This window comes from Vallitalea pronyensis, from assembly GCF_018141445.1.
GTDB classification, from domain to species: domain Bacteria; phylum Bacillota; class Clostridia; order Lachnospirales; family Vallitaleaceae; genus Vallitalea; species Vallitalea pronyensis.
Genome location: NZ_CP058649.1, coordinates 2,975,859 through 3,000,149, shown reverse-complemented (window position 1 = coordinate 3,000,149; position 24,291 = coordinate 2,975,859). Strand labels below are relative to the sequence as shown.

Below are 24,291 nucleotides of genomic sequence, written 5' to 3'. Positions count from 1 at the left end.
TATGTGAACATCATATTTACTGTTCTAATACAAAAATAACTACCTTAAAAAGGTAGTTTCTCTTGTCCTAAGCTCTTGGATGAGCCTTGGCATAGACCTCTTTCAGACGATTACTGGACATCTGAGCGTAGATCTGTGTGGTAGATATATCTGAATGTCCTAACATCTCTTGAACAGAGCGTAGGTCTGCTCCATTTTCTACTAAATGCGTTGCAAACGAATGCCGCAAGATATGGGGTGTAATTTTCTTATTAATACCTGCTTTACTTGCATACGATTTTACAATCTTCCAGAATCCTTGGCGACTCATGCTATGGCCTAAACAACTCACAAAAAGTACTTCTTCATGTGGGTCCTTTATCATAACAGGTCTAACTTCTTCCATATAACGCTTCAAAGCATTTTTGGCAACCTGTCCAATAGGAATGATACGCTCTTTTTTATTATCCTGACATTTTATATACCCTAGATTAATATTGATATCAAGTCTTTTTAATTGAATTAACTCAGATACACGAATCCCTGTTGCATATAAGACTTCTAGCATAGCCCTATCACGAATGCCCTTACAATCACCATTGTTAGGCTGATTAAGCAATATATCAATCTCATCTGTGGTCAAAACATTAGGCAATTTTTTTTCAATCTTAGGCGCCATGAGATTACCAGATGGGTCTTGTGTTATAATATTTTGCTTATAGAGGTAACCGAAATAACAATGAATAGATGCAATGCTTCTAGAGATAGTAGATGGTGCTCTGCCAATTTTTTCTAAATGGATTAAGTAAGAGTTAAGATTCGTATTTGTAATTTTACTAAGGGTTAATGCACTTGATTCAATATAATTAATCAGATTATTAACATCTCGCTTGTAAGATGCTATGGTATTATCAGATGAACCTTTTTCAGTTTTTAAGAACTCTAAGAAATTGTTTATGGTTTCTCTCATCGTTTTCTTCCTTTGCGTACTTCATACATTTGATTATAATATATTTTCGCACAAAAGTCGAATATTTTTTTACAAATTTATGGCAGAAATGTACCATTTTACTAATTGTGGATTAATATAGGTCTCAACAATGCTACCTACTATTGTGAAAATCAGGCAAATCACCAATACAAAAAAGTATTCAATGAGCATTTGTTTGTTCAAATTAAGACCCCTTGAGCGACTTCTTCTACTATACAGGTTTTGACAAAACTTAGTACTCTTTATGATTAAATAAACCATAACAGGCACATAGAATATGTATTGGGGTAGCAACATGATTATATACATCAAATAGCCTTTAAACCCATTCGTAATGAGCCCAATACTAAACAAAAAGCCTATACTAAATCCAAAATAAATAACCACCAAATAATTAATAGCCACCTCAAAGAAAGTAAAGCCCAATAACCATACCCCTAGTATAAGTTTCATTCTTTTCCATATAATGAATTTAAAAAGTTCAATGTTAAGATATTGGCTCTCTGGAAATTTGGTTAAAAAATAGCCTGACCAGAGCTTATATTCATCTAAACTATTTCCACTTAACCTGTTAGCAAATATAGCTCCAACAACAATAGCTACCATAAATAACATAAACTGTATCTTAAATATGTTGATTTTTAGTTTATATTTTTTTAACAAATGAGCCATTTTCATCTCCCCTTATCTCATGCAAGAGAGCATGGACTAATCTCTCTCATTGGTTCATTGGTTTTTAAGGAATTGTACTATAAACCATTAATTCATTATATGACCATCCATAAGATTATATGAATGCTTGTACTCAAAAAATCAATAAAAGTAATTGGAGAGGTAATACAAAAAAAGCCTACATCACCCATGCTTGTCTTAAGCATTGCGATATAAGCTCTCATGTATGACACACTATTCATTATAAAAACTTATTCTGATAGGCTAATAATGCCGTGATGGTTTTATTGTCCACGATTAAGCCATTATTAATCATATGAATACATGTATCAAAATCATATTTTTCTATGGTGACATACTCATCTTCATCCAAGTTCTGCTGAGTTTTTACAAGCTCTTTTCCCACGTAGATACTGATTATCTCATTTGTAATACCAATACTTGAATAAAACTTAATGACAAAATCCACTTGATTGGCTTTGTATCCCGTTTCTTCTTCTAACTCACGACTTGCACATACCTTCGGGTCTTCCCCTGGTTCTAGTCCACCTGCTGGTATTTCTAACACATAATCATCAGCAGCATTCCGGTATTGGCGAACTAAGATAATGTTGCCCTCTTCATCAATGGGTATGATGGCTGCCGCTCCGTTATGTGTCACCAATTCCCACTCTACTATTTTGCCATTGGGCATCTTTAATTCATCAATCACAAGGTTGACTCTTTTGCCTTTAAAAATCTCCTTGCGATTTAACAGTTGTATTTTATCCATCTATTTAACCTTCTTTATTCTATTAGATTGTCTTCGTTTTATCGTAACAACTTTTCATGGCTTCCATCACAGCACTTCTGAAGCCATTTTTCTCAAGTTCTGCAACAGCTTCTATGGTCGTGCCTCCTGGTGAACATACGGCATCTTTTAAAGCACCAGGGTGGATACCTGTCTCTAAGACCATCTTAGCTGATCCTAAGACGGTTCCTGCCGCTAATTGGTAAGCCATATCCCTAGGTAAACCCATACGCACTGCTGCATCTGCCATAGCTTCAATAAACATATACACATAAGCCGGTGAACTGCCCGATACGGGAACAACAGCATCCATTAAGTGTTCTGGTAACTCCACCATAACACCAAAAGCATTAAAAATTGCTTTTACCGTGTCACGCTCTTCTTGTATATATGTATCCTTAGAAAATGAAACAGCACTGGTACCTGCACCAACTAAAGCTGGCGTATTGGGCATACTTCTTACGACTTTAATGGTTTGACCCAAGTCTTCTTTTATTCTCTCGATGGTAACACCAGGTGATAAAGATATCATGACATGTTCAGGGGTTAGTGCACCTCTTATCTCCTCAAAAACCTCTTTAAAATATTGGGGTTTAATGGCCAATATAATATATTTTGACTCTTGAATGCACGCAATATTATTATCAGCTAGGTTCTGTCCTAATTCTTGGTGAACTTCTTTTAGCTTCTCTTTATTAGCATCTGTATACGTTAACTGTATACCATTAAGGTTCTTTATAATCCCTTTCATCATGGCATAACCCATGTTTCCTGTACCAATAAATCCAATCTTTTGCATTAGCATCGCCCTTTTCTTATTATTTATACGTTTAGCTCCGCTGACTTTCCTAATATGTCTTTGTTTTTGTCAATAATTGGTTGTACATATGCCGTTATAAAATCAACCACTTGTTCTGGTGAACGTCCAACAAAATTCTCAGGCTGTAAGATCGCTAGAATTTCTTCTTCCGTCATACCAAATGTGCCATCTGCTATAATGCGCTCAATGAGATCATTCTTCTTGCCTTCCATCTTCACTTGTTTCCCTGCTTCCATGGATAGAACACGAATCTTTTCATGAAGTTCTTGACGATCGCCGCCCCTTTTTACCCCTTCCATTAGAATCGTTTCTGTAGCCATAAAGGGAAGTTCACTCATGATACGTTGACGAATCACTTTATCATATACCACAAGACCGTCTACCACATTCATGTATATCTCAAGCACTGCATCTGTTGCTAAAAAAGCCTCTGGTACAGATAAGCGTTTATTGGCACTATCATCTAGTGTCCGCTCAAACCACTGTGTAGAAGCTGTCATTGCAGGATTAAGAGCATTGCAGATAATATGTCTAGCTAAAGAGGAGATACGCTCAGTACGCATGGGATTACGCTTATAAGCCATGGCTGATGAACCGATCTGACTCTTCTCAAAAGGTTCTTCAATTTCTTTTAGATTTTGTAGTAAACGTATATCATTACTGAACTTGTACGCTGATTGAGCAATGGTACTAAGCACATGGAGCATCTGAGAATCAAGCTTTCTTGGGTATGTTTGGCCTGTAACAGGGAATGTGCAATCATAACCTAAATGATGAGCTACGGTTTGGTCTAATTGCTTAACTTTCTCATGATCACCTTCAAAGAGGTTTAGAAAACTTGCCTGTGTACCTGTTGTTCCTTTTACCCCTCTTAACTTTGCTTTACCCAGTAAATGCTCTACATCTTCAAGATCCATTAATAGGTCTTCCAACCATAAACACGCTCGTTTTCCTACTGTGGTTAACTGTGCTGGCTGGAAATGAGTAAATCCTAAAGTAGGCATATCTTTATAGGCCAATGCAAACTGAGATAACTTATCCATGACATTGATAAGTTTATCTTTAATTAGTGCTATTGCTTCTGTCATAATGATAATATCTGTATTGTCACCCACATAACAGCTGGTTGCACCAAGGTGGATAATGGGTTTGGCAATTGTTGCTTGACAACCATAAGCGTATACATGGGCCATTACATCATGACGCACTTCTTTTTCTCTTTTTTTGGCAACATCATAATTGATATCATCTTGATGTTTTTTTAATGCTTCTATCTGCTCATCTGTGATATCCAGTCCTAATTCTTTTTCTGCTTCAGCAAGGGCAATCCATAACTTACGCCAAGTTTTAAACTTTTTATCTGGTGAAAATAAATAAAGCATCTCCTTACTAGCATATCTTGATGCCAGTGGTGTTTCATAAGCCTCGTACAATGTTAATCATCCTTTCCTATGTGTAAACACTATATTTGATGGTTCTTCACTAAAGGATACCGTTGACTGCAAGCCAAACGCTTCATCCATGTTCACTCATCATCGTCAACCCCATCATTTGGTGAAGAACAAGACTCTTCTATGATAAAGTAAAATCCTTCAATACGCAAGTAAATTTCCACAAAAAAACCATGCTCTATATAGCCATTATTACAACAACTTAAGAGCAAGGCCTATTTTATTGTAAGTTATTTAAAAAGGCTTCCATCCTGTCTAAACCTTTTTGGATGTTTTCCATGGAACTGGCATAGGATAATCGAAAGTGGGTTGAGTAACCAAAATCAGTACATGGTACAACAGCTACCTTTTGGTCATCTAATATCAATTTTGCAAAGGTATTTGCATCATCGATAACTTCATCTTTATAAGACTTTCCTAATGCAAGGTCTAAGTCAACAAATAAATAAAAAGCTCCTTGAGGCTTAATGGCAGAGATATAAGGCATCTTGGCGATACGCTCATACATATAATCTCTTCGTTTATTAAAAGCTGCTTTCATCATCTGTACACATTCTTGTGGACCACTTATGGCTGCTAAAGCTGCCTTTTGCGCTAAAGAGTTAGGATTAGATGATGCATGGCTCTGTATATTGGACATGATCTTAGCAATATCAGCTGGCGCTGCTGCATAACCTATTCGCCATCCCGTCATGGCATATGTTTTAGACACACCGTTAATCATAATCGTACGTTTATAAATCTCTTCATTAAAGGATGCAATGCTTACATGTTTTTCATTTCCATAAATTAATTTTTCATAGATTTCATCGGATACCACATAGAGATTATGCTTAACTACAAAATCAGCAATTTCTCTTAATTCCTCTTCTGTATAAACCATACCTGTTGGATTACTTGGGCTATTAATTAACAGTGCTTTTGTTTTATTGGTTAAAGCCCCTTCAAGTTCATCAATGGTTGCTTTATAATGGTTTTCTTTTTTAGTACGTACAATAACAGGTACGCCATCTGCAATCTTGACCATCTGCTTATAACTTAACCAGAAAGGTCCTGGAATGATGACTTCGTCAGAAGGATTGAGAATAGCCATAAATGTATTGGTAAGGCTATGTTTAGCCCCGTTACTTACAACAATCTGATTGGTTGCATATGTGACACCATTTTCATCTGCTAGTTTCTTACATATGGCTGCTTTTAGTGCAGGTATACCAGAAGCAGGTGTGTATTTTGTAAATCCATCGTCCATGGCTTTTACTGCTGCTGCTTTTATGTGGTCTGGTGTATCAAAGTCTGGCTCTCCTGCACCAAATCCTACTACATCTATACCATCAGCTTTCATTTGCTTAGCCTTAGCTGTTATGGCCAATGTGGATGAAGGTTTTATGTCTGCTGCTTTCTGTGATAAAATCATGTATCAACACCACCCTTTTCTTATATCGCTTATCTTAATTATACCTATTGTAATACATTTTATGCATTTTTGCAAGTTGTTGACATCAATTATTCATTTTTTACAGATTTTATTCTTTTTAATGGGTATAATTCGTGTATTTTGCAATTTTATATTTTGATGTTTCATTTCCAAATCATTTATTTCATGGGTGCAGGGTCTATTTATGTTTCGCAATAAACCATTATTTTCTATTATCCCTTTTATTAAAGCATTAACTTCTTGTAAAATCAAGTATTATGCCAACAACTCATTATATTAAATATCCAAACTCCCTATATAGGTAATTTAAAATACAGTAAAATCGTATTTTACATAAAAAAGAAAAGTGTGCTAATGCACACTTTAAATTTTATTTAACGTTATTCATGCTTGCTTCATTATTTGGATTGCACAATCAGTTTAATGGCTGTTCTCTCTTCTCCGTTAATATCAATATCAGTGAAAGCTGGAATACACACAAGGTCAATACCTGATGGTGCCACATATCCTCTTGCAATAATTATTGCTTTAATTGCTTGGTTTAATGCGCCTGCACCAATGGCTTGTAGTTCAGCGCCGCCTTGTTCACGGATTGTATTGGCAAGAGCACCAGCTACCGAATTGGGATTAGATTTTGCAGCAACTTTTAAAACTTCCACTTGTAAAGCCCCCCTTTTGAATAAAAATGGTTTAAACCTTATAATGTATTAATTCAATAGAAAATAGTATATTCCTTTTTTTCAATCAATTTTTTCTTAAAAGCGCAGTTGTTCTTAGGTAAATCCTGTCACATAGTTACATAATTTTTCTTAATAAGTGATTGAACTTTATTTAATTTGAAAATATCCTAGGAAAAAAATGTATTTATTATGGTATCATTTGTCCAATAAAAAAAACGTGATTTCTCACGTTTTTTTATTTATTTTGCATATTCAACTGCTCTTGTTTCTCGTATGACATTTACTTTAATTTGACCAGGGTACTCCAACTCTTCCTCAATTTTCTTGGAAACATCTCTAGCGAGTAATACCATTTCCTCATCGGTTGTTTGATCTGGAAGTACCATGATTCTAATTTCTCTACCTGCTTGTATAGCAAAAGATTTATCGACACCTTTAAATTCTGTAGCAATTTCTTCAAGCCTTTGAAGACGTTTAATATATGTTTCCAATGTCTCACGACGTGCTCCTGGTCTTGCAGCAGAAATAGCATCAGCTGCTTGAACAATAACGGCTATAATACTTGTAGGTTCAACATCGCCATGATGTGCCTCAACAGCATTAACAATTAAATCTGACTCTTTGTATTTTCTACATAAATCAGCACCAATAGAAACATGTGAGCCTTCCATCTCGTGGTCAACGGATTTACCAATGTCATGTAATAAACCTGCACGTTTAGCAATTCTCACATCAACACCGATTTCACCAGCAATTAATCCACTTAGATGGGATACTTCAATAGAATGTTTTAATACACTCTGTCCATAGCTTGTTCTAAATTTCATCTTACCAAGCAATCGCACTAACTCATGGTGTAAGCCGTGAACACCTGCATCGAAGGTGGCCATTTCCCCTTCTTCGCGTATGATATTCTCCACTTCTCGTTTAGCTTTTTCCACCATTTCTTCAATTCTTGCTGGATGGATTCTTCCATCAACAATGAGTTTTTCAAGTGCAATTCTTGCTACTTCTCTTCTTATTGGATCAAATCCAGAAAGTATAACAGCTTCAGGTGTATCATCAATAATAAGATCTATGCCTGTTAAAGTCTCTAAGGTTCGAATGTTTCTACCTTCGCGACCTATTATTCTTCCTTTCATTTCATCACTTGGGAGAGGTACTACAGATACTGTAGTCTCTGCAACATGATCAACTGCACATTTTTGTATAACATTCGCTAATATTTCTCTTGATTTCTTATTAGCCTCTTCTTTAGCTTTCACTTCCAATTCTTTCACAAGAATCGCTGTTTCGTGTTTCACTTCATTTTCAACAGACTTCAAAAGGTATTCTTTTGCTTGTGTGGAGGTGAGGCCAGAAATTTTCTCTAACTCTGTCACTTGTTGATTGTGTAGCTCTTTTACTTCCGTTTTCATTTTATTCAAATGATCTTCTTTTGATGCTAATGACGTTTCTTTTCTTTCAAATGCTTCTGCTTTTTTATCTAAAGATTCTTCTTTTTGAAGAAGTCGTCGCTCAAGACGCTGTAACTCATTTCTTCTATCTTTTACTTCTTTGTCTAAATCACTCTTGATTTTGTAAGTTTCTTCCTTAATCTCCAAACGCGCTTCACGTTTGATCGATTCAGCTTCTTTGATGGCATCATCAACAATTTTTCTGGCTTTTTGTTCTGCTGAACCATATTGTTGTTCGGCTACCTTCATTCTATAAGAAACACCAAGCTTAAAAGTAATTACTCCAACGATGATTGCTACGACTAATGTTATTCCCAATGCGACAAATAAATTTATGTCCAATGCTAACACCTCCTCTTTATTTATTTTTCATTGTGCATGATGTTATTTTCCATAACATATAAATTTTATAACGTTTTAGATATTATGTCAAGTTGTATTAAGAAGTCTTTTAGAATAATATGGATATTATACATAGTCTTGCCTTCATCTGTCCTATGGTTTTAGTATTTTTGCTCTATAAAATGACAAATTACCTTATTCACTAGATGATATGGATACCCTTTTCTTAGTAAAAATCCCATCATTCTTTTTTTTATTTTCTCATCCATTTGTTGTTGATTTTTATACTTTTTTTCCAAAAGAGCGTAAGCTACTTTTTCTTCGCATACATGGGCATCTTCCAGGTGCCTTACAATAATGTCCTTTGGTACGCCTTTTCTTCCAAGTTCCATTTTCATTTGTAATATACTTTTTCTTTCCTTATTATAACTGATATATTTATTTGCATAGGCATCATCATCAATATAATGGTACTCTTCTAAAAGAGAAAGGATATAGTCTATAACAACGGGACTGTTACCAGAAAGCTTTAATTTGTTAACCATCTCTAACTTCGTCATATCTCTTCTTTGTAATAAACGAAAAGCGCGATTACGTGCTCTAGGATAGACATAATCTCTATAGATGTTATTTAAAGAGGATTCCATTATCTGGTCTCCTTTATTCAATTTTAAGTATTTTATTTCACGATTGGTGAGAAAGAAAGCATATTCATGGTCCAAATAAATGTCAAGGTAATTTTTAAAACGCTTATTTTGTTGAATATCAGTTATGATCATATGCTCCACCTTCTATATAACATTTAGAAACAATTATCTTATTCTGTCATGGATTATGTTTTATCAATTCGATTAAATTGGTCAAGAGCCAACAAAGCTAGTAAAGTACCTAAACCTGTCCATTCTGCTTCAGCTATTTCCCATTGGGCTTCATATTCCTCACGCCATGACCAATTTGGCTTTATCACACCATGGTTACGTATCTGCTTAATGATATAGTCTAAGTTCTTATGGATATCAGCCATGGCCATACCAAAAGTTTCCTGTGATCTTCGTATAAAATCTAAGGGCTTAGCTACATAAGTATCCCAATCATTAGGATTGGTATTGACAAGTTGACCAATAGCAACCGTAAGCTTCTTTTTTATTCGATTAGCCTGTTTTGCAGGTAATGTTTCATACAAATCAATATAACAATAGATTTCATGAAAGGACTCAAAATTATCTGTTTCGTTAAGATGCCTAATGGCTGTTTCTAATAAATCATCAACATCTAATCGGGTTACTTGATGTCTATATTTATAGAGATAACCAATGAGTTCTGCTGATGGATTGCCCCAAAACTTGTCAATGATGGTCATACCCGTACTTGTATCGAATGTCCACCAAGGCGCGTGGGCATAATCATTCACATCTTCTGGTACAGTAACCCATCCTTTTCTGTCTGCTCGATATATATTTTCTAAATAAGCTACAGCATGCTTAATCATCTCCATAGCTTCTTCATGATGGTCAAGCTTACTAAGATGTCTCAAACCAACAGAAGTAGCCATAGGCGACGAATTAGGCAATACGAAATCGGATTCAATACCATGACCAAACCCACCGTCTTTATTTTGATAATTACCCAAAGAACGAATAATGTCTTTTTCACATGGCCGTACAAAATGATTTTCAAATAAATACCGTTCTAGAGGCCTTGCCTCTTCTATCATAAAACGACTGCACTGATTGAATAATAGCTTTGATAACGTCTCCATTTACTTTCCTCCATACCTTAGTTAAACCTCATATATTGTGCCATGATGTTGTTATTTTAAAGATATTATGATGACAAGGGTGTAAACGAATTTTACACGCTTGTTTTATTCTAAATCAGAATAAGCACAATAAGGTATAACTTCCAAAATCAAAGCAAGGGACTTGATCTGTATATTCTCAGACAGTCCCTTACTTTTAGATTATATATAGTTTGTGTATAAAGATTTTAGTTTGTTATGGGAACTAAACCTTCATACTTGCTCACAAGGTTTTATTTTTTGGCTTTTTCTTCCGTTTTTGGATTTTTATCTTCTGCCGTTTCTTTAACGGGTAGTTCATAATGTTTTCTTACAAGGGTATCAATCTCTTTTAATAAATCAGGATTGTCGATAAAGTACTGCTTAGCATTTTCTCTACCCTGACCTAAACGAATATCATTATACGAATACCAAGCACCACTCTTATTAACAATGTTAATATGTGTAGCTAAATCCAAGAGATCGCCTTCTATGGATATTCCTTTACCAAACATAATATCAAATTCAGCTGTCTTAAATGGTGGTGCAATTTTATTCTTAACAACTTTAACCCTTACACGGTTTCCAATCATGTCTGTACTTTGCTTCAATGTCTCAATACGACGCACATCAAGTCTTACAGATGAATAAAACTTAAGGGCACGACCACCAGTCGTTGTCTCAGGACTACCAAACATCACACCAACTTTTTCACGTAGCTGATTAATGAAGATCACAATACAATTCGAACGATTAATAACAGCTGTTAACTTTCTAAGCGCTTGGGACATCAACCTTGCTTGAAGACCTACATGAGAATCTCCCATTTCACCTTCAATTTCTGCTCTTGGTACAAGTGCGGCTACCGAGTCAATGATAACAATATCAATAGCACCTGAACGCACCATTGTCTCTGTAATTTCTAACGCTTGCTCACCATTATCCGGTTGTGATATATATAAATTATCAATATCGACACCTATCTTACTTGCATATTCAGGGTCAAGGGCATGCTCTGCATCAACAAAACCTGCAATACCACCCATTTTCTGAACTTCTGCTACCATATGTAATGCAACGGTGGTTTTACCACTTGATTCTGGTCCATAGACTTCAACAATCCTTCCCTTTGGAATACCACCAGCACCAAGGGCGATATCTAAACTTAATGCACCTGTAGGAACAGTTTCAACATGCATGTTTTCTTTGGATTCACCTAACTTCATGATTGAACCTTTTCCATATTGTTTTTCAATATTTAAAATTGCTGCATCCAATGCTCTTTTCTTATCATTTTCTTTCATAATTTTGCCCTATTAACTAGGTGCCCCCTTTCAAATTTAGGAAGTTACGAACTTATGTTCGCCTTTTATTATAATATACATTTGTGTTGGCGTCAACCTATTTTTAAAAATGTTGTGTTATCATTTTTCAGCTATTTAATTCATTCCACAACATAATAAGCCCTTGTACAACAGCTCTTTCTCTTACTTTATGGCGGTTACCATTAAAATGATATTTCTTGACAATGGTCTTCCCCCCACAATACACACTTATATAAACTAACCCTACTGGCTTTTCTTTCGTCCCTCCAGTTGGACCTGCAATACCTGTTATAGCAATGCCTGTGGATGTACCAGAATGTTTGACTAATCCTTCTACCATGGCTCTGGCAGTTTCTTCACTCACCGCACTGTAGGTATCAAGTATCTCTTTTTTAACCCCAAGATGTTTCATTTTGGCTTCATTTGAATAGGTGATAAAACCTTCTAAATACACATCGGAAACACCTGAACAGTTGATGATACGCCCGCTTAATAAACCTCCTGTACATGACTCGGCCACAGATAAGGTATACCCTTTTTCTCTCAATTCATCAACAACCGTTTCTTCTAATGTACGCTGGTCTGTGGTGTAGATATAATCCCCAACAATCCCCCTGACTTCTGCTTCCATGGTATCAATAAGCTTAATTGCTTCTGCTTCATCTTGGCTTTTAGCTGTAATGCGCAGATGTACTTCACCACTCTTAGCGTAAGGTGCAATGGTTGGGTTCGTTTGACGGTCAATAATATGCTGAATCTTCTCAGCAACGGTGCTTTCTCCGATACCACAGCATTTCAAAGTCCTAGAAAAGATAATACCGTCACTTAGGTCCTCTAATATGGGTTTAACGCTCTCTTGGTACATGGGTATCATTTCGTTAGGAGGACCAGGCAACACAATGATAATATTTTGATCTGTTTTTACCATAAAACCAGGTGCTGTACCGTTATTGTTTTCTAAAACCGTGGCACCTTCTGGTATCATTGCTTGTTTTAAATTGCTCTTAGCCATGGATATATGGCGGCTTTTAAAAAAAGATATAAGGCGCTTCATAGATGCCTCATGTTCCACAAGGGATAAACCCAGGGCTTTCGCTATGGTTTCTTTTGATAAATCGTCAGTTGTAGGTCCCAACCCCCCAGTTGTAATAATGATATCTGTTCTTTTCATTGCACGGTGCAATGTTTCCAATAAACGTTCTTCATTATCCCCTACAACTGACTGAAAGTATACGGAAATACCCATATCTGCAAGCTGTCTTGATAAGTATTGTGCGTTGGTATTCAAAATGTCACCCAGTAATAATTCCGTTCCTATTGCGATGATTTCAGCAGTCATATGGATCATTCCTTTCAAATTGTATATGGCTTTATGCCATACGTTATACGCATTGACTTATTCATGAAAGATATTTATATTTTTCGTTATATAATCAAGAGCAGACATTACCGTAAAGAAAACAGCGCCATAGATCAGAACCTGTTCAATAATCTCAATACCTGCAAAACTAAACTGACATAAAATAACAATAATCATCACCATAGTTACAGCGGTTTTTACTTTCCCCCACCAACCTGCAGCCATAACGACACCTTCTTTTGCTGCAACAATTCGAAAACCACTGATGATGAATTCACGACTAATAATCACAATCACCACCCAAGCAGCTATATCTCCGGATTCAACAAAATAAATCAAAGCGGCACTCACAAGCAGCTTATCAGCTAATGGGTCCATAAATTTACCAAAATTCGTCACCATATTCCTTGATCTGGCCAAATAACCATCCAGTAAATCCGTTAAACTTGCAATGATAAATAACGTGACACCGACAATATGGCCATAGGGTGCATCAATCACATACAAGGATAGTAAGAAAAAAGGTATTAATATGACACGAAACAACGTTAACTTATTCGCAATATTCATCTGAAATCTCTCCTATTAAATCATATTCGTTGGATGCACTTATTTTTACTTTTACCATATCACCTGATAAAAGCTCATAGGGACAACTGACAAAAACCATACCATCAACATCCGGTGCATCTCTGTAAGTTCTGCCACAATAAACCCTATCTTCTGGCATATAGCCCTCAATCATCACTTCTAACTCACAACCGATTAAATCATCATTTATTTTTCTTGAAATATGTTGCTGCATGGCCATAATGGCATCTTTACGCGTTTCTTTCAGCTCTTCGTCAATCTGATCTTCAAATGTTGCTGCTGGTGTATCTTCTTCTGGTGAATATGTGAATACACCTAAACGGTCAAATTGCATATCTTCAACAAATGTCTTCATATCTTCAAACTGTTCATGTGTTTCACCAGGAAATCCTGTAATAAGCGTTGTTCGAAGACAAATATCCGGTATCTTGGTTCTTAATTTTTTGATGACATGCTCTATTTTTTCCTGGGTACCTTTTCGAGCCATTCTTTTTAGAATCTGATTATTGGCATGTTGAATAGGCATGTCCAAATAATGAAGGACCTTCTGTTCGTCTCTCATCACATCAATCAGTTCATCTGTAATCTCTTCTGGATAACAGTATAACAAGCGAATCCATTTTAGAGCATCAATCTTGCATAATTCTTTTAAAAGAGCTGGTAACTTCTTATGACCATATAAGTCAACACCATACTTGGTCGTATCTTGTGCAACGAGGATAAGTTCTTTTACACCATTACTGACTAAGTACTTAGCTTCTTGTACAAGGCTCTCAATGGTTCTACTTTTTATTTTGCCTCTGATTTTGGGAATGATACAGTAGGTACAGTGATTATCGCAGCCTTCTGCAATCTTAAGGTAAGCATAAGAGCTTGATGACGTGAGAACACGGTCTGTCTGCGTCTCAACCATACGGTCATTGTCTTCAAAAGCAACGTATTTCTTCTGATGAAGGACAGACTCTACAGCATCAATGACTTTATCATAATTAGAAACTCCTAAGATAGCATCTATCTCTGGCATCTCCTTTACCAATTCATCTTGATAACGCTGTGCAAGACATCCCGTTACAATCAATGCTTGACACTTGCCCTTGTCTTTTAACTGCCCCATTTCAATAATGGTCTCTATGCTTTCTTCTTTGGCATCCTTTATAAATCCACAGGTATTTACAACCACTACATCTGCATCCTGCTGGTCGCTAATCAGCGTATAGCCCTTGTCTCTTAATAGACCTAACATCACTTCACTGTCAACAAGATTCTTGTCACATCCTAGTGAAATAAACGCAATCTTAATGTTCAATAAGAACACTCCTTCTATGTCAATTATTGATGATAATCCATTCATTGGTTAACTGGCTATCCTAAACCAAGAAAACGGTCAAGCTTACTATAGAAGATGACCTGACATGATTATACACTAAATACCCACTATTTTCTAGCACTTACTGTAAAAAAATAAAAGTGTTAACCTATCTATTACATTATCCTATTTACGTTCTAGGCATACATAGATGATTCACACTTTTTATTAAAATTATTACTTTGCTTACATGTCTCGTTTAAATGAAATATATCTTATCAAATACTACCTATTTTACATGTTACGAATACTAGGATAAGCTCTTACTCGCTGCCTCAACACAATTTTTCATTAACATAGCAATGGTCATGGGACCTACACCCCGAGGAACAGGTGTGATAGCCCCTGCAATCTCAGCACATTCGTCATAGGCTACGTCACCACATAGCTTACCATTTTCAAGACGATTCATCCCTACATCAATAATGGTAGCACCTTCTTTTACAAAGTCTTTTGTGACAAAATTAGGTCGACCAATGGCTACCACAAGAATATCAGCCTTCTTACAGACACCAGGCAAATCTCTCGTTTTTGAATGACAGATGGTAACTGTTCCGCTCTCCCGTAATAAGAGCATGGATACAGGCTTACCTACAATGTTGCTTCTACCAATGACAACGCAGTTTTGCCCTTGAATAGGGATATCATAGCGTTTTAATAGTTCAATAATCCCTGCAGGTGTACAAGACACAAATCCGTCTCTTCCTATGCTGAGATTACCAACGCTTATGGGGTGGAATCCATCCACATCTTTTATAGGGTCTATGGCTAATAATACTTTTTCCTCATTAATCTGCTTAGGCAATGGTAATTGTACCAAAATCCCGTGGACATCGTCTCTACCATTTAATGTAGCAATAAGTTCAAGAAGTTCTTCTTCTGTTGTTTCAGCAGGTAATTCATAAGATAGTGAACGAACACCCACATATTCACAAGCTTTCTTTTTATGTTTTACATAAACCTGTGATGCAGGGTCCTCACCTACTAATACAACAGCTAATGTAGGCTCAATACCTTGTTTTTTTAAATCCATTACTTGATCTCTCAATTCATCCTTAATGATACCAGATGTCTTTCTTCCATCAATTAAAATACTCATATAATGCCTCCCTTTTATCTTTAATAGGGCTGAATCATAAAAGTTGGCTAGAAGTTTTTGGCAACTATAAGAGGTTAAGCTTTTCAGACCCCTAAACGTCCGTATTTAGAGGGTCTGCGCTCCGCCGTCCATGGCTGCGCTTTACGCTTAATCTCTTATAGTTGCCTACGATATTGACGTTATTTTACTTTTATGAGACAGCCCCAACTTACATGTGTTTTATTAGAATAATCCTGTTATATTGCCTTCATGATCCACATCAATGTCTTCTGCTGAAGGTTTCTTAGGTAATCCAGGCATGGTCATCACATTACCTGTTATTAGAACGATAAAACCAGCTCCTGCCGAAACACGGGCTTCCCGTACCGTTATATCAAATCCTTCAGGTCTTCCTAGTAATTTGGGATTATCAGAGAATGAATACTGTGTTTTCGCTATACATATAGGCAGTTTATCTAATCCCATTTCTACTATTTTCTTAATAGCTTTTTTGGCTTTAGCTGTATAATGCACGTCATTGGCACCGTAGATCTTCTGAGCCACAGATGATACTTTTTCTTCAATGGTATCTTGTTCATCATATAATGGCTGGAAGTGACTTTCCTTTGTTTCAAGGGTATGGATGACTTTTTTCGCTAAGGAAATACCACCTTCCCCACCTTTTGCCCATACTTCTGATAGAGCAAACTCACAACCCATGGCTTCACATTTTTCTTTTACCAGGTTAATTTCTTTTTCAGAATCGGTTATAAAAGAATTGAGTGTCACCACAATGGGTACATGGTATTGCTGTAAATTCTCAATATGCTTTTCTAAGTTAACAAAACCAGCATCTACAGCTTCTACATTTTCTTCAGATAATGCATCTTTCTTAACGCCGCCATTGTACTTAAGGGCACGAATGGTAGCGACGATTACAATGGCATCTGGATGAAGATTGCCTTTACGACATTTGATATCCAAGAATTTCTCAGCACCTAAATCAGCACCGAACCCAGCTTCTGTAATGACAATATCACTTAACTTAAGCGCTAATTTCGTTGCTCGAATACTATTACATCCGTGAGCAATATTCGCAAATGGACCACCGTGCATAATTGCTGGTGTATTTTCAAGTGTTTGTACTAAGTTAGGTTTGACAGCATCTTTTAATAATGCAGCCATGGCACCTTGAGCTTTTAAATCACCAGCAGTAATGGGTTTACCCTCATAAGAATAAGCCACCACAATTTGACCTAATCGTTCCTTAAGATCAGCAATATCTTCAGCCAGACATAAAATCGCCATGACTTCTGATGCAACAGATATCATAAAACCGTCTTCTCGAGGTACACCTTGCATCTTACCACCAAGACCTACAATAATACTTCTAAGAGCACGGTCGTTCATGTCCACAACCCGCTTCCAGATGATCTGTCTTGGGTCAATTCCCAGAACATTACCTTGTTGAAGATGGTTATCAAGCATAGCTGATAAAAGGTTATGGGCGATGCTTACTGCATGAATATCACCTGTAAAATGTAAATTAATATCCTCCATAGGTACCACTTGTGCATAACCGCCACCAGCTGCACCACCTTTTATACCCATACATGGACCAAGAGATGGTTCACGAAGAGCAATGATAGCATTTTTACCCAGTTTACCCATGGCTTGACCTAAACCTACCGTAGTGGTTGTTTTGCCTTCGCCTGCTGGTGTAGGGTTGATGGCTGTTACCAATACTAATTTGCCATCCTCGTTGTCTTTAACCTTTTCCCATAATTCATCGGATAATTTTGCCTTGTACTTCCCGTAAAATTCAATATCATCTTCTGTCATACCAAGTTTCTCTGCAATGGTACTAATGTGTTCTAAGTTCGCTTCGTTAGCAATTTGAATATCTGTCTTCATGATAATCTCCTTTCTCCCGTCTGAATGTACTAACACCTCTTATTAAGGATTGGTATCACCCTCTGATGTTGCTGATGCTTCACTTTTCATGACCTCGTATTCCTCTTTTGTAATAAGTACCTTACGGGGCTTACTGCCTTCTTCGCCACCGACTATACCAGCATCGTGTAGTTGGTCAACAATACGTGCCGCCCGGTTGTAACCTACTCTAAATCTTCTCTGAATCATGGATGCTGAGGCTTTTTGCTTATCGATAACCAATTCAAGAGCCTCACCATAGTAAGCATCTTTATCTTCTTGTCCATTGATTGCCGATTTGTCTGTAGAAATCTGGTCTAAAATTTTATCGTTATAGGAAGTCTCTTCGTTAGCACTCTCTTTTAGGAATGCTACAATGTGTTCGACTTCTTTATCAGAAATGAATGCACCTTGTACCCTCAGTGGTTTCTGCATCCCCACTGGGTAGAAGAGCATATCTCCTTTACCTAATAATTTTTCTGCACCATTCATATCAATAATGGTACGTGAGTCTGTTCCTGATGACACTGAAAAGGCAATTCTTGATGGTATATTGGCTTTAATAAGACCTGTGATAACATCCACAGAAGGTCTTTGAGTAGCAATAATTAGATGGATGCCTGCCGCCCTTGCCATCTGTGCTAATCGACATATAGCATCTTCCACATCATTAGGTGCAACCATCATCAGGTCTGCAAGCTCGTCTACTATGATAACAATCTGAGGTAATGTGGTACCTTCTCCTGTTTTATGAACAAGTTTATTATACCCTTTTATATCCCGTACATTCGATGCTGCAAATAGTTTATAACGATCGGACATCTCACTAACTGCCCAATTAAGTGCTCCTGCTGCTTTTTTAGGATCTGTTACAACAGGTATGAGAAGGTGTGGAATACCATTGTACACGCTTAACTCAACGACTTTTGGATCAATCATTACCAATTTGACATCATTAGGACTGGATTTATAGATGAGACTGGTAATAAGGGTATTAATACATACACTCTTACCAGACCCTGTTGCCCCTGCTATGAGCATGTGAGGCATCCGTCCGATATCTGCAACGATAACTTTTCCTGCAATATCTTTTCCAAGAGCAAAGGCCACGTTAGATGGGAATTGTTTAAACTCATCTGTGTCAATGGTTTCACGTAAGAAAACCGAACTTACTTCTTTATTAGGTACCTCTATACCAACTGCTGACTTACCTGGAATTGGTGCTTCAATACGAATACCTGATGCCGCTAGATTCAAGGCAATATCATCGGCTAAGGATACAATTTTACTTACTTTTACACCTTGTTCAGGTTGTAACTCATAACGGGTAACGGTTGGTCCGCAACTGACGTTTAACACTTTGGCTCTTACACCAAAACTCTCCAAAGTCTTTTCTAATTTATCTGCATTTTTTAGAATAGCACTCTTAGAACCCTTATGTCCTCCAACAGGATTTTTCTTTAATAAATCAATGGATGGGAATGTATAGGCTAATTTTACTTCATTTTCTATCTGAATGTTTTCCACTAACGGTTCAGGAGATTCCTTCGTTGATGTGGTCGTTTTAGCTTCCGTTTTTGTTTCTTGAACAATTACAGGTTCTTCTTTTGGTACATATTTTTCTTCAACGATAGGATGATTAGTTTCTTCTGCTTCTTCTGCCTCTTCTTCCATGTGGTCAATCTCTGTGTCATCTATACGGAGTGTTACTTTTTCTAAGAAACCTCTTCTTTTTAAAACATGAATGGCTTCATCATCGTCTTCTTCTTTGCTTTCTTCCTCTTCTTTTCTATATTCTTCTGCCATACGTTCTCTTGCTTCTTTTGACTTCTCAAAGGCTTGCCCCAATGCTTGTTTTATACGTATACCCAACAACTTAAGAAATGTGAAAAGGGATTTTTCCGTTAATAACGTAACCAAAATAATGCAGCCAAGAATTAATACAATATAGGTACCAATAGAACCTATAAATAGAACCATTAAATCACCGAATAAACCACCAACAAAACCGCCACCAACACGACTCATTGAGTTTTTGTAATAATAAGCCATGATTTCAAAAAATTGCTTGGCACCGTTGATTTTAAGTACATATGCATCCTTCATATATAACACATGTGCACTTATTGATATTGTAAATACGAGAACCCCACCTAAATAGATGCGATTATTCAATAATTGATTACCCTTATTAAATAGCTTGAGAAAGGATGCTATGATAATAAGTAAGGGAATTAAATAAGCTCCAATACCAAATAATCCGAATAATAGATTATTAATAAATTTCCCTACTTCACCTGCTTGGTTCAGATAAACGCTGATACATAAAAACAATGAACATGCAAAAACAGATAGGACAATTATTTCGTATTGGAGAGTACTCATTTCCGTGTTTTTTTTATGATTTCTCGTTGTTTTTTTTGTCGTTTTTTTCTTCGTTGTGGATGATGTTTTTTTCTTTGGTGCCACATTGTCCCCCCCTTAAAAATCCTATCATTCAGTCAGTTGTCTTTTTGCATATCTTAGGCGTACTTACATGATAAAGTAAGCCCCAATCACAATAAGACCTACAGCAAAACAATAGTAAGCAAAATAATGTAGTTTATTTTGCTTAATTAATCGTATTAAAAACTTGATACATATATAGCCAACCAATGCTGATATAGCTGTCCCTGCAAGATAAGGAGCGGTAATAACCGATGGTATGGTACGAAGTGTCATATCTTTTAATTGTAAAAGCATGGCCCCAATAACAGCTGGTAAGGACATGAGGAATGAGAATTTTACGGCAAATTCTTTGTTAAATCCTCTTAATAAGCCAGCTACAATGGTTGATCCAGACCTTGATATACCTGGGAGTCCTGCTAGTCCTTGAAATACACCAACAAGGGCAGCATCCTTGTAAGTAGTCTTCCCTTCTTTTTTTGACCCTGAGGGTATTTTATTGGTTGTATACAATAAGCCGCCTGTTATGAGCAGACATATACCCGGTATTAATAATATATTAAATGCTTTTGTAATGGTATTTTCCAATAGTAAACCAATAATTGCTGTTGGTATACTTGCAACAATAATAAGCATCACAAATTTCTGATGTTCATGGTTAATGATGGGAGGTACTTTTCGATTATGATGCAAGATCATATTACTTCCCTTAATATAGATGTACCTAATACATCCTCCGATAATACTGAACCCGCCAGCTATAAGTTCCAGCACATCTTTATAATAAACAGCTACAATAGCTACCAGTGTACCCATATGTAATAACACTTCAAATAATATGCTATCCAGTTCTAGTCCCAAAATGTTTCTTGTAATTGCCAGATGTCCCGAACTGCTAACAGGTAAAAATTCAGTAAGCCCTTGTATAACCCCCATAATAATTGCTTCAACAAATGACATCCATTCTTATCCCCTTTCCCTCTATGCATGTTATATTTTAACCCTTTTGGCATATTATTGCAAGGGACTTTTCCCCTACTCTCCACCATCTAATGAATATTTAATCTTACCTCTTTTGTATTCATCAAGAGCAATAAATATGCCTGTTACTTTCTTATTGGTCATTGCTTACTTTTCATTCTATCAGTCTATAGCTCTAGTTGCCTAATAAGAGGATAACTAATCAAGCATATCATAAAACTAATACGATTTCCCCGCTTACAACTTGAAAAGTTACCAAAGAGGTGTCTCATGGTAACTTTTCAATTTATTATTATAATCATTGTATATGCCTATGTATATGGGTTTTTAGCACCAAACGAAGTTAGCCGTTAATTCCCTATAGTATCTTCAACGGTTTCAACTTATATCGATGAAGATAATAGCCTCCAAAATTAAACGTTAGTGAATCGTGTTTGTAAAATTCATCCTTGTCATATGTAAAGCTGATTAAATCATTAGGACCTCCACCACATTGAGTATAATCCGCATTTTCACCCTTTTCATTAACAATTGTATAACTTGCAAATGAACTAACGGTACATGGAGTACCTTGGTCATTAATATAATGTTGCCCTTGAAGCAAACATTCTCCTTCAGAGAATGACCATTTTATGTTGCTATCAATTCTGATGGTTACTCTCTCATCATCAAATCTTATTTCTGACAGGCAAATATCTGTACTATGGGCATGGTGGATTAACTGATTTATCTCGTGTTTACCATATGCTTCAAAAGGATATTGATTAGGATGTATTGTAACACACAAAGGCTCTTTATACAGACCAGACTCTGTAACCGTATATCGATTATAATCAAATACAGCTCTTCTGGATGGATACAAAAAATAGACACTATTACAAATTAACGCCAACACCACTAACCCTATGTAAACCTTCAATCGTTTTTTCATCTTAACCCTCATTAATCAATCCCCTAAGCAGATCCACACGGTCTTGAACAATCTGTTGATGTTCCTCTTTCGTCCACTCAGGATTTTTATTAGCCCAAAACTTACTGCAAGGGATCTCTTGACATTCACCACAATGCTGCAAGTGTTTATCCTTTTTACAACATGCATAAAAATCGCAAACATCAAGACCTACATCATGCAGCCAACAGGCTACACCCTCAACTGCATGACACCCTTTACAATCGTTATTAAATAAATCACATTCACTGCATATACACCCACAAACACCAAGGACAGGATTCATTAAGATCATTCTCCCTTCTCATTTTCATAAGATAATTCCACCTCTTCTATACGCTTATTAATCCTGTTAATCAAGTCTTCTGGATACTTAATAAACGCTAAAATCTTTACAGCATTCCGTGTTGTCGTAATACCTTTTCTGATTTTATAGTCAAATTCTAGAGCGTCTTTGGTTACATGTTCCGTGAAATAATAGTAGTCATAATCGTGAAGTTCAGGTAATATCTGCAAATCATGTGTTGCCACCAATGTCTTGGTGTTGGCTGCTGCTAGTGTGTTCAATATTTCCATGGATGCAGCTAATCGTTCCACAGGGTTTGTACCTTTAAAAACTTCATCAATTAAGATCAGTGATGGATAGTCATCATCCTTTAATTCTACCATGCGTTTAATGGCTTCTGCTTCTGATAAGAAATAACTCTTCCCTTGCAACACATCGTCATTAAGGCTTATGGACGTAATTAAACGGTAGAATGTTGACCTATAAGCTTTGGATAAGCTGGTACATATACTCTGAGCAAATAGTACATTCAAGCCGATACTACGCAGAAAAGTTGATTTACCACTCATATTGGATCCTGTTATAGCGATGGACTGATTCACTTCAATGGAATTGGATATAGGATTCTCCACAAGTGGATGGTACATATCCGTCATTCTAATCTGAGGTTCATTTTCAATTATGATAGGTTCACAATAATAATCTAAATCCTCCCGATATCGATTAATGCTCAATATGGCATCCAATTCACCAATTAATAAGTATAATGCCATAATCTCTTCCTTATGTTTATTAACTTGCCGCGATATCATTAAAAAATTTATCTCTTTCATCAAAAAGACTATGTTAAAATAATCAGCAAGTAAATCCAATCCCTCTACACGAAACAAGACTGCACCTTTATTGGTTATACCTTTTAACTGGGCATTTAACCTATCGATTCGATCACCTAATTCAGGCATAACCTGATGAATAAATTTTTTATTATTTTTGCTAAACACCAAAATCTTTATTAAGTAACTCAGTGCTTGTAGCTGTATACCATATTTGGTATTAAATCGAAAATGAATAAAAATATTCACACTTGATACCAACAATAGAAAGATAAAAGCATTGATATCAATTGACAGTGAATAGACAATGATACCCAAGTTCGTCAAGGACAGCAGTATAAAAATGATTAACAGAAGATAATTTACAAAAAAAGCCGTCCCCATAATTTCTCTAAAATTATAAGGGTAATATTTTATCTTAGAAAGTTTTTTCCTCAACTTCTGTGATATGGATGATTCCTTCTGAAAATGACTTAAATAATCCTGACGTTCTTTTAATGCCGTCTCATTATCCATCGGGTTCTTTAACCAGCTATAAAGTCGTTCTTCCCCTGGTGTTGTCACCGTATAATTGATTTCTGAAAAGATATTATCCATATCTAAATCTTTCCAAGTCGTATGATCGATAGCTGTTTCTTCTCTTAAATACACCTTATTAATTGCTTCAAGCTGTTTAAAATCAATTTCCTTTAGTTTTCTTTTTCTAATAAACGTTTTGTCTATTTTTCCGAATAAATCAAGCATGTCTTTT

The 24,291-nt window shown here is 36.2% G+C and carries 21 protein-coding genes; all 21 read right to left on the bottom strand.

Annotation, left to right across the window (positions count from 1 at the left end; all coding sequences use genetic code 11):
- Positions 1–67: 67 nt before the first annotated feature.
- On the bottom strand, positions 68–949 hold the full coding sequence (gene xerD, locus HZI73_RS12500; protein ID WP_212698554.1) for a site-specific tyrosine recombinase XerD: 882 nt from the start codon (positions 947–949) through the stop codon (positions 68–70).
- Positions 950–1,018: 69 nt separating this feature from the next.
- Positions 1,019–1,642: a stage II sporulation protein M gene (locus HZI73_RS12495; protein WP_212698553.1), complete on the bottom strand. Its 624-nt coding sequence runs from the start codon at positions 1,640–1,642 to the stop codon at positions 1,019–1,021.
- Between the two features lie 241 nt (positions 1,643–1,883).
- Complete coding sequence (locus HZI73_RS12490; RefSeq protein ID WP_212698552.1) at positions 1,884–2,414, bottom strand: NUDIX hydrolase; 531 nt, start codon at positions 2,412–2,414, stop codon at positions 1,884–1,886.
- 22 nt (positions 2,415–2,436) lie between these two features.
- On the bottom strand, positions 2,437–3,231 hold the full coding sequence (gene proC / locus HZI73_RS12485) for a pyrroline-5-carboxylate reductase (protein ID WP_212698551.1): 795 nt from the start codon (positions 3,229–3,231) through the stop codon (positions 2,437–2,439).
- Positions 3,232–3,254: 23 nt separating this feature from the next.
- Positions 3,255–4,685, bottom strand: a complete 1,431-nt coding sequence (gene purB / locus HZI73_RS12480; protein ID WP_212698550.1) for an adenylosuccinate lyase — start codon at positions 4,683–4,685, stop codon at positions 3,255–3,257.
- A 238-nt stretch (positions 4,686–4,923) separates the two neighbouring features.
- Positions 4,924–6,117 (bottom strand): pyridoxal phosphate-dependent aminotransferase, encoded by a 1,194-nt coding sequence (locus HZI73_RS12475; RefSeq protein WP_212698549.1) that lies wholly within the window; start codon positions 6,115–6,117, stop codon positions 4,924–4,926.
- A gap of 419 nt (positions 6,118–6,536) precedes the next feature.
- Positions 6,537–6,797, bottom strand: a complete 261-nt coding sequence (locus HZI73_RS12470) for a stage V sporulation protein S (protein ID WP_212698548.1) — start codon at positions 6,795–6,797, stop codon at positions 6,537–6,539.
- Positions 6,798–7,057: 260 nt separating this feature from the next.
- Positions 7,058–8,617 (bottom strand): ribonuclease Y, encoded by a 1,560-nt coding sequence (rny, locus tag HZI73_RS12465; RefSeq protein ID WP_212698547.1) that lies wholly within the window; start codon positions 8,615–8,617, stop codon positions 7,058–7,060.
- A gap of 161 nt (positions 8,618–8,778) precedes the next feature.
- Entirely contained in the window at positions 8,779–9,396 is a 618-nt protein-coding gene (locus HZI73_RS12460; protein ID WP_212698546.1) for a regulatory protein RecX, read from the bottom strand.
- Between the two features lie 53 nt (positions 9,397–9,449).
- Positions 9,450–10,376 (bottom strand): hypothetical protein, encoded by a 927-nt coding sequence (locus HZI73_RS12455; protein WP_212698545.1) that lies wholly within the window; start codon positions 10,374–10,376, stop codon positions 9,450–9,452.
- A 272-nt stretch (positions 10,377–10,648) separates the two neighbouring features.
- Positions 10,649–11,698, bottom strand: coding sequence for a recombinase RecA (gene recA, locus HZI73_RS12450; RefSeq protein WP_212698544.1), 1,050 nt, complete (start codon positions 11,696–11,698; stop codon positions 10,649–10,651).
- Positions 11,699–11,825: 127 nt separating this feature from the next.
- Positions 11,826–13,067, bottom strand: coding sequence for a competence/damage-inducible protein A (locus HZI73_RS12445; protein ID WP_330619758.1), 1,242 nt, complete (start codon positions 13,065–13,067; stop codon positions 11,826–11,828).
- A 48-nt stretch (positions 13,068–13,115) separates the two neighbouring features.
- The gene (gene pgsA, locus HZI73_RS12440) at positions 13,116–13,649 is read right to left on the bottom strand and encodes a CDP-diacylglycerol--glycerol-3-phosphate 3-phosphatidyltransferase (RefSeq protein ID WP_212698543.1); all 534 of its coding nucleotides are present in this window, start codon (positions 13,647–13,649) and stop codon (positions 13,116–13,118) included.
- Complete coding sequence (rimO, locus tag HZI73_RS12435; protein ID WP_212698784.1) at positions 13,633–14,970, bottom strand: 30S ribosomal protein S12 methylthiotransferase RimO; 1,338 nt, start codon at positions 14,968–14,970, stop codon at positions 13,633–13,635. Before rimO ends, pgsA begins: the two co-directional genes overlap by 17 nt.
- 316 nt (positions 14,971–15,286) lie before the next feature.
- Positions 15,287–16,135, bottom strand: coding sequence for a bifunctional methylenetetrahydrofolate dehydrogenase/methenyltetrahydrofolate cyclohydrolase FolD (gene folD / locus HZI73_RS12430; protein ID WP_212698542.1), 849 nt, complete (start codon positions 16,133–16,135; stop codon positions 15,287–15,289).
- Between the two features lie 222 nt (positions 16,136–16,357).
- On the bottom strand, positions 16,358–18,028 hold the full coding sequence (locus HZI73_RS12425) for a formate--tetrahydrofolate ligase (protein ID WP_212698541.1): 1,671 nt from the start codon (positions 18,026–18,028) through the stop codon (positions 16,358–16,360).
- A gap of 42 nt (positions 18,029–18,070) precedes the next feature.
- Complete coding sequence (locus HZI73_RS12420) at positions 18,071–20,515, bottom strand: FtsK/SpoIIIE family DNA translocase (RefSeq protein ID WP_246552490.1); 2,445 nt, start codon at positions 20,513–20,515, stop codon at positions 18,071–18,073.
- Positions 20,516–20,578: 63 nt separating this feature from the next.
- Positions 20,579–21,451, bottom strand: coding sequence for an undecaprenyl-diphosphate phosphatase (locus tag HZI73_RS12415; RefSeq protein ID WP_212698540.1), 873 nt, complete (start codon positions 21,449–21,451; stop codon positions 20,579–20,581).
- A gap of 379 nt (positions 21,452–21,830) precedes the next feature.
- On the bottom strand, positions 21,831–22,403 hold the full coding sequence (locus HZI73_RS12410) for a hypothetical protein (RefSeq protein WP_212698539.1): 573 nt from the start codon (positions 22,401–22,403) through the stop codon (positions 21,831–21,833).
- A 1-nt stretch (position 22,404) separates the two neighbouring features.
- Positions 22,405–22,716 (bottom strand): DUF3795 domain-containing protein, encoded by a 312-nt coding sequence (locus HZI73_RS12405; RefSeq protein WP_212698538.1) that lies wholly within the window; start codon positions 22,714–22,716, stop codon positions 22,405–22,407.
- A complete protein-coding gene (locus HZI73_RS12400) occupies positions 22,713–24,284 on the bottom strand; it encodes a MutS-related protein (protein ID WP_212698537.1) in 1,572 nt (523 codons plus the stop codon). Before HZI73_RS12400 ends, HZI73_RS12405 begins: the two co-directional genes overlap by 4 nt.
- Between the last annotated feature and the right edge of the window lie 7 nt (positions 24,285–24,291).

Excerpts from the sequence above, each read along its gene's own strand:
- xerD (WP_212698554.1), bottom strand. The coding sequence starts at position 949 with ATGAGAGAAACCATAAACAATTTCTTAGAGTTCTTAAAAACTGAAAAA.
- HZI73_RS12495 (WP_212698553.1), bottom strand. The coding sequence starts at position 1,642 with ATGGCTCATTTGTTAAAAAAATATAAACTAAAAATCAACATATTTAAG.
- HZI73_RS12490 (WP_212698552.1), bottom strand. The coding sequence starts at position 2,414 with ATGGATAAAATACAACTGTTAAATCGCAAGGAGATTTTTAAAGGCAAA.
- proC (WP_212698551.1), bottom strand. The coding sequence starts at position 3,231 with ATGCAAAAGATTGGATTTATTGGTACAGGAAACATGGGTTATGCCATG.
- HZI73_RS12475 (WP_212698549.1), bottom strand. The coding sequence starts at position 6,117 with ATGATTTTATCACAGAAAGCAGCAGACATAAAACCTTCATCCACATTG.
- HZI73_RS12460 (WP_212698546.1), bottom strand. The coding sequence starts at position 9,396 with ATGATCATAACTGATATTCAACAAAATAAGCGTTTTAAAAATTACCTT.
- HZI73_RS12455 (WP_212698545.1), bottom strand. The coding sequence starts at position 10,376 with ATGGAGACGTTATCAAAGCTATTATTCAATCAGTGCAGTCGTTTTATG.
- recA (WP_212698544.1), bottom strand. The coding sequence starts at position 11,698 with ATGAAAGAAAATGATAAGAAAAGAGCATTGGATGCAGCAATTTTAAAT.
- HZI73_RS12445 (WP_330619758.1), bottom strand. The coding sequence starts at position 13,067 with ATGATCCATATGACTGCTGAAATCATCGCAATAGGAACGGAATTATTA.
- pgsA (WP_212698543.1), bottom strand. The coding sequence starts at position 13,649 with ATGAATATTGCGAATAAGTTAACGTTGTTTCGTGTCATATTAATACCT.
- folD (WP_212698542.1), bottom strand. The coding sequence starts at position 16,135 with ATGAGTATTTTAATTGATGGAAGAAAGACATCTGGTATCATTAAGGAT.
- HZI73_RS12425 (WP_212698541.1), bottom strand. The coding sequence starts at position 18,028 with ATGAAGACAGATATTCAAATTGCTAACGAAGCGAACTTAGAACACATT.
- HZI73_RS12415 (WP_212698540.1), bottom strand. The coding sequence starts at position 21,451 with ATGTCATTTGTTGAAGCAATTATTATGGGGGTTATACAAGGGCTTACT.
- HZI73_RS12410 (WP_212698539.1), bottom strand. The coding sequence starts at position 22,403 with ATGAAAAAACGATTGAAGGTTTACATAGGGTTAGTGGTGTTGGCGTTA.
- HZI73_RS12405 (WP_212698538.1), bottom strand. The coding sequence starts at position 22,716 with ATGATCTTAATGAATCCTGTCCTTGGTGTTTGTGGGTGTATATGCAGT.
- HZI73_RS12400 (WP_212698537.1), bottom strand. The coding sequence starts at position 24,284 with ATGCTTGATTTATTCGGAAAAATAGACAAAACGTTTATTAGAAAAAGA.